This is a genomic window from uncultured Campylobacter sp. (genome assembly GCF_937949835.1).
GTDB lineage: Bacteria > Campylobacterota > Campylobacteria > Campylobacterales > Campylobacteraceae > Campylobacter_B.
In genome coordinates this window covers 1-4,922 of sequence record NZ_CALEDC010000445.1, presented here as the reverse complement: position 1 = coordinate 4,922, position 4,922 = coordinate 1, and the positions used below count along the sequence as shown (strand labels likewise).

5 protein-coding genes and 1 tRNA gene are annotated in these 4,922 nt (G+C 49.0%); all 6 read right to left on the bottom strand.

All coding sequences use genetic code 11. From position 1 onward, the window contains the following. Nucleotides 1-111: 111 nt before the first annotated feature. Complete coding sequence (locus Q0256_RS09920) at nucleotides 112-1,203, bottom strand: hypothetical protein (protein WP_297962622.1); 1,092 nt, start codon at nucleotides 1,201-1,203, stop codon at nucleotides 112-114. A gap of 84 nt (nucleotides 1,204-1,287) precedes the next feature. Next, nucleotides 1,288-1,764 carry a pantetheine-phosphate adenylyltransferase gene (gene coaD, locus Q0256_RS09915; RefSeq protein ID WP_297962620.1) on the bottom strand — a complete coding sequence of 159 codons (477 nt, stop codon included), beginning with the start codon at nucleotides 1,762-1,764 and terminating at the stop codon, nucleotides 1,288-1,290. Beyond that, on the bottom strand, nucleotides 1,764-2,318 hold the full coding sequence (locus tag Q0256_RS09910; RefSeq protein WP_297962618.1) for a UbiX family flavin prenyltransferase: 555 nt from the start codon (nucleotides 2,316-2,318) through the stop codon (nucleotides 1,764-1,766). Before Q0256_RS09910 ends, coaD begins: the two co-directional genes overlap by 1 nt. A gap of 76 nt (nucleotides 2,319-2,394) precedes the next feature. Next, a tRNA-Gly gene (locus Q0256_RS09905) sits at nucleotides 2,395-2,469 on the bottom strand. A 61-nt stretch (nucleotides 2,470-2,530) separates the two neighbouring features. Next, nucleotides 2,531-3,712, bottom strand: a complete 1,182-nt coding sequence (locus Q0256_RS09900) for a molybdopterin molybdotransferase MoeA (protein ID WP_297962616.1) — start codon at nucleotides 3,710-3,712, stop codon at nucleotides 2,531-2,533. 236 nt (nucleotides 3,713-3,948) lie between these two features. Then, nucleotides 3,949-4,922, bottom strand: a 974-nt coding sequence (gene murA / locus Q0256_RS09895; protein WP_297962614.1) for a UDP-N-acetylglucosamine 1-carboxyvinyltransferase, incomplete at its 5' end; no start/stop codon positions are given.

Below are 4,922 nucleotides of genomic sequence, written 5' to 3'. Positions count from 1 at the left end.
GTGCGGACAGAATAATGGCACTTCGGGCGGAGCAGGGCGGCGTTATGCAGAGTGGGGCGCATTGGGGTGGGTGAGTGCTGCGCGCGATGATAAAACCGTGACAATGAAATTTTAAATTTTGCCCTTATACGTGCTTACAAGCTCGGGATTTATTGCTATGAAATTTTTCTGCAGATCGCCAAGATCGCAATCGGTAGCTGTGATCGTAAAATCATCCGTCATATCGAGCGCAAATTCGCCAAGACCTGCTTTGAGCTGCTTCACGCACTCCCAAATGAGCTTTTTAGCCTGCGCATATTTATCATTTAGTTGCGTTTCTTGATTGAAAAGATCGAAAATTTTCGCCGTTTCGTAGTCTACTTCGACCTCGGCTCGAAACTCGTAATCAGGAACAAGCCAAAGAAGCCAGCCGTCCTTTCGTGCAAGCCACTGCGCGCGCTGTTCTTGCGAGCCGAATCCGATGATCGGCGGCAAACTCCTATTGTCGCAAGCTAAATTTATGCAGTAGAGTTTACAGGCGGGCGCGTGCTTTTTGATCGTCTCTTTAACCGCTGGCAGCAGCCTTTGAGCGGCGAGCTCATAGAGCTTTTTGTAGCTCATATCCTTATCGGGCTTTTGATAGCGCACATAACCATTTTCGGTTATTAAGCTCAGCTCGCCCATTGCGTCAAATTCATAGTTTGTTACGTCATTCCTTCTGCCTGCGCGAGGGTGCTCTACATACTCCCGTCTTTGTGCGAGCCTGCCGCCTTCGTAAGTAAAATTTTCTATCCCATAGGCGTTGTTGTCAAAGGCCGAGTAGATGGACTTTAGCTCGCCATTTTCATAGATAAATCTTTTTATATTGAAGCATTTTGAGCATCTTTTGTTATAGCAACCGAAATGATATTTTAAAACTTCGTCCCGCCCCCAAAAATAAAGGCTTTCAAAGAAACTTTTTTTGCCGTCATGTTGTCTTTCAAAAACGACGCGATCTTGCGCGTCAAAGCCGTATTCGTAGGCGTTTACGATCTTTTTCGGTTTAGCTTTTAAAATTTTGCCCTTAAAGAAGCGGTTATATTCGAAATAAAAGGGCTCTAAATTGATATAGCTACCAGACGCCCAGCGCCTGCTTACGACCTGCGCTTCGGCTATTTTATTTAAGGCTTTGTATTCATCTCTCGCGCTTTTAAAAAGCTCTCGCAATTTTTCTATCTGATCCATTTTTATCTCCCGTGTAGCTTGCAAATTTTAAATTTAGCCGCGCCTGCGAGCTAAATTCAGGCTAAATTTCAGTTGCTTGCGAGCTCATTTTTTCAAAAATTTTAAAATTTCGCTTGGCACAAGGTGCGAAACGTCGCCGCCGTGGCTCAAAACGGAGCGGACGATCGAGCTTGAGATGAAGGCGTTTTTGAGCGTCGGCATCAAATACACGCTCTCAAATTCCTCCCATAGCGAGGCGTTTGCATAGCCTATCTGCAGCTCGTACTCAAAGTCGCTAACCGCGCGCAGTCCGCGGATAACGAAGCGCACGCCGCAAGATTTAGCAAAATCCACGAGCAGATTATCAAAGCTTTGCACGCTCACGCCGCGAAGTTCGCGTGTCGCGGCTCGCGCCATCTCTAGTCTGGATTTTAGGCTGAAGTAGGGCTTTTTGCTCTCGTTTAGCGCGACTGCGACGATAACCTCATCAAAAAGCCCTAGCGCACGCTTGATTACGTCCAGATGGCCGTTCGTGATAGGATCGAAAGTGCCCGGATAGATACATTTTCTTGAGTTTTGCATTATTGCCACCTTTTAAATAGCTCGTTTTGCACGCCCAGCGCGTCGCACCACTTGCCGATTATGAAATTTTTTAAATTTTGCACGCCGCAGTAGCCCGCGATCACGGGCGGAGCGATGATGACGCCGAGTGCGGCTAGCTCGCTCATTTGTCGCAGGCTGATCGCAGAAAGGGGCATCTCGCGCACGCCAAGAACCAGCCGCTTGTGCTCTTTTAACGCGACTGCAGCGGCGCGGGTGCTTAAGCTGTCGCAAAGCCCGCCGTAAATTTTAGCCAAAGAGCCGATAGAGCAGGGCGCAAAGATTGTGGCGTCAATGCCGAATGAGCCCGAAGCGGGCGGCGCACTAAGATCGTCGTCGAGATGAAATTTTACGCTCTTAAATTCCGTAGATTTTAAAGCCTCGTCCGCATCTATGCCGCTTTCGGAGCGCAGGACGCGGCGCGCGCCCTGCGTAAGCACGGCGTGAATTTCATGCGGCGAGCTGGCAAGAAATTTAAGCAGATCAAGCCCGATCTCGCAAAAACTCGCGCCGCTTACGCAAACTAAAATTTTCATTTCAAGGCTTTCATATCGAAATTTTGCAGTTTAAAAACAAACGCGGCGGAAGGAATTTTAAAATTTGAAGTTAAGATGGAGCGGGAAACGAGAGTCGAACTCGCGACATCAACCATGGCAAGGTTGCGCTCTACCACTGAGCTATTCCCGCATGCGGTGAAAATAAAGCGCGATTGTAGCCTATAAATTTTCATTTGTCAATAATTTCTCGCTTAAATTTCATAAATTTTTACGATTTCTCCAGCGCGAACTTTGTCGCATTCGGGATCAGCCAAGAAAAAATGCGATGCCGCAGCCAGCGGTCTGATGCGCCCAGAAGGCGACGGCATAGGCGTAAAAACTCCGCCTTCATATGCGCCTACGGTTAAATTTACTCTGCCGCTTTTTAGCTTCAGATCGCTTGCGAGCTTGGCATAGATCGCCGCCTCTGCGCTAAAAGCCTCACTTGCGCCGCTAAGCTTAAATAGTATCGGTAGTATGACCGCGCGCGTAAGCACGAAAGCAGCCATTGGATTGCCCGCCATTGCAAAGACGAATTTGCCGTCTTTTGCGAAGCACTTGCTGGGGCGGCCGGGCTTGATATCAATGTGATCGAAAACCTGCAAAAATCCAAGTTCACTCATAGCGCTTTGCATAAAATCCGCCTCCCCAGCACTTGCTCCACCGCTGGTAATTAGCACGTCAAATTTACGCGTAGCAGTATCTAGCGCCTCGCACACCTCGCTAAAATCATCCTTTAAAATCCCTAAATACTCATTTTCAAAGCCGTATTTTTGCAGCAATGCAGCAATGCCGCTAGAGTTGGCGTTATAAATTTCGCGCTCGCTTGCGCTCTGCCACGGCTCTTTTAGCTCGTTTCCGCTGGAAAATAGAGCGATTTTAGGACGCGCGTAAACGTCCACTTCGTAAATTCCTTGCGCAGCAAGAAGCATGATTTTAGCAGGGTTTAAAATTTCGCCACGGCGCAATAAAAGCTCGCCTGCGCGCACTTCCTCGCCTTTTTTACGAAAGCCGTCGTGAGCATGAACGGAAGCGGGGATTTTTAGAGTTCCGCCTTGCGCGTCTACATCCTCTAGCCTCGCGACAGAGTCCGCGCCTGCAGGCATTGGCGCGCCGGTCATTATCTTTTGCGCCTGCCCGGCCTTGATTTCGTAGAATTTTTCGTCTCCTGCAAAAATTGTAGGCTCTACGATCTTTAGCTTTTCGTCTTTGAATTCCGCCGCATAGGCATAGCCGTCAAGCGCCGAATTATCGAAGCAGGGCAGGTTTTTAATCGCAGAAATATCGCTAGAAAGGATGCGACCTAAGGCGCTGGGAAGAGGTACCTTTTCGCTCCGCCTGCTTGATGTGATTCTCGCCGTAGCCAAATCTATAGCCTCATTTATTCCTATCATTTTAAGTCCTTTTTATCATTTTTTACATTTTAAATTCGCGCAGTTAAGACCTCACATAGTCTTAAATTCTATGTTTCGCCGGAGCTTGCAAAGCAAAATTTTACCCAAATAAATGCGCGAAATTTCACAGGCTCAAACTTGCCTTATTTTAATGCGAGCGTTACTTAAAATTTCAAAACGTATCACTCGTAAAATTCCACTTTGCTTGCTCGCGCAAGATTTTTATTCCGAAGTCTTCATTCCTCCAGCCTCTGTATGTCTGCGCCGAGCGCACCAAGCTTAGCTTCCAGCCTCTCATATCCACGATCTAGGTGGTAAATTCTATGTATTTTGCTCTCGCCGCGCGCCGCAAGGGCGGCTAAAACGAGTGCCGAGCTGGCGCGCAGATCGGTCGCCATCACGTCTGCGCCGTTTAGCTTGCCGCCGCTGATCGTCGCGATGTGGCCGTTTAGGCGGATATCTGCGCCCATTCTTGAAAGTTCGCTTACGTGCATAAAGCGGTTTTCAAAAAGCCTCTCGTCGATGGTGCTGACGCCCGAGGAGATGCACGCAAGCGCCATAAACTGCGCCTGCATATCGGTAGGAAAGCCCGGATATTCGCTTGTGATAATCTCAACTGGTTTGATCTTTGAAGCGGGCAAGATCGTTATCTCGTCGCCGCCGCTTGAAATTTCAAATTTAAAGCCCATATCTTCAAATTTTGCAAGCACGGCGCCAAGATGAGCCGCGCAAGCGTGCGTGATCGTGATGCGGGAGCCCGTGATCGCGCCCGCGCACAGATAGGTGCCCGCCTCGATGCGATCGGGAATGATCGAAATTTCATCCAAGCATAAAAGCTCGCCGCCGCTTCCTTTGATGAGGATTTCGTTCGTGCCGATGCCCTCTATGTCGATGCCTGCGCTTTTTAATGCGTTGCAAACGGCGATCACTTCGGGCTCTTTTGCCGCGTTTATGATATGCGTGGTACCGCTTGCTAAAGCCGCCGCCATTACGATGTTTTCGGTGCCGGTGACGGTAATTTTGTCAAAATTTATAGTCGCGCCCTTAAGCCCCTTTTTTGCGGTGCAAACGACGTAACCCTGCTCGATCTTAACCTCCGCGCCCATCTTTTCAAGCGCGCTAAGGTGCAGATCAATCGGCCTTGCGCCGATCGCGCAGCCTCCGGGAAGGCTTACCTCGCAATGCCTAAACCGCGCTAAAAGCGGCCCCA

Coding starts and splice junctions, on each gene's coding strand:
- Q0256_RS09920 (WP_297962622.1), bottom strand. CDS start 1,203: ATGGATCAGATAGAAAAATTGCGAGAGCTTTTTAAAAGCGCGAGAGAT.
- coaD (WP_297962620.1), bottom strand. CDS start 1,764: ATGCAAAACTCAAGAAAATGTATCTATCCGGGCACTTTCGATCCTATC.
- Q0256_RS09910 (WP_297962618.1), bottom strand. CDS start 2,318: ATGAAAATTTTAGTTTGCGTAAGCGGCGCGAGTTTTTGCGAGATCGGG.
- Q0256_RS09900 (WP_297962616.1), bottom strand. CDS start 3,712: ATGATAGGAATAAATGAGGCTATAGATTTGGCTACGGCGAGAATCACA.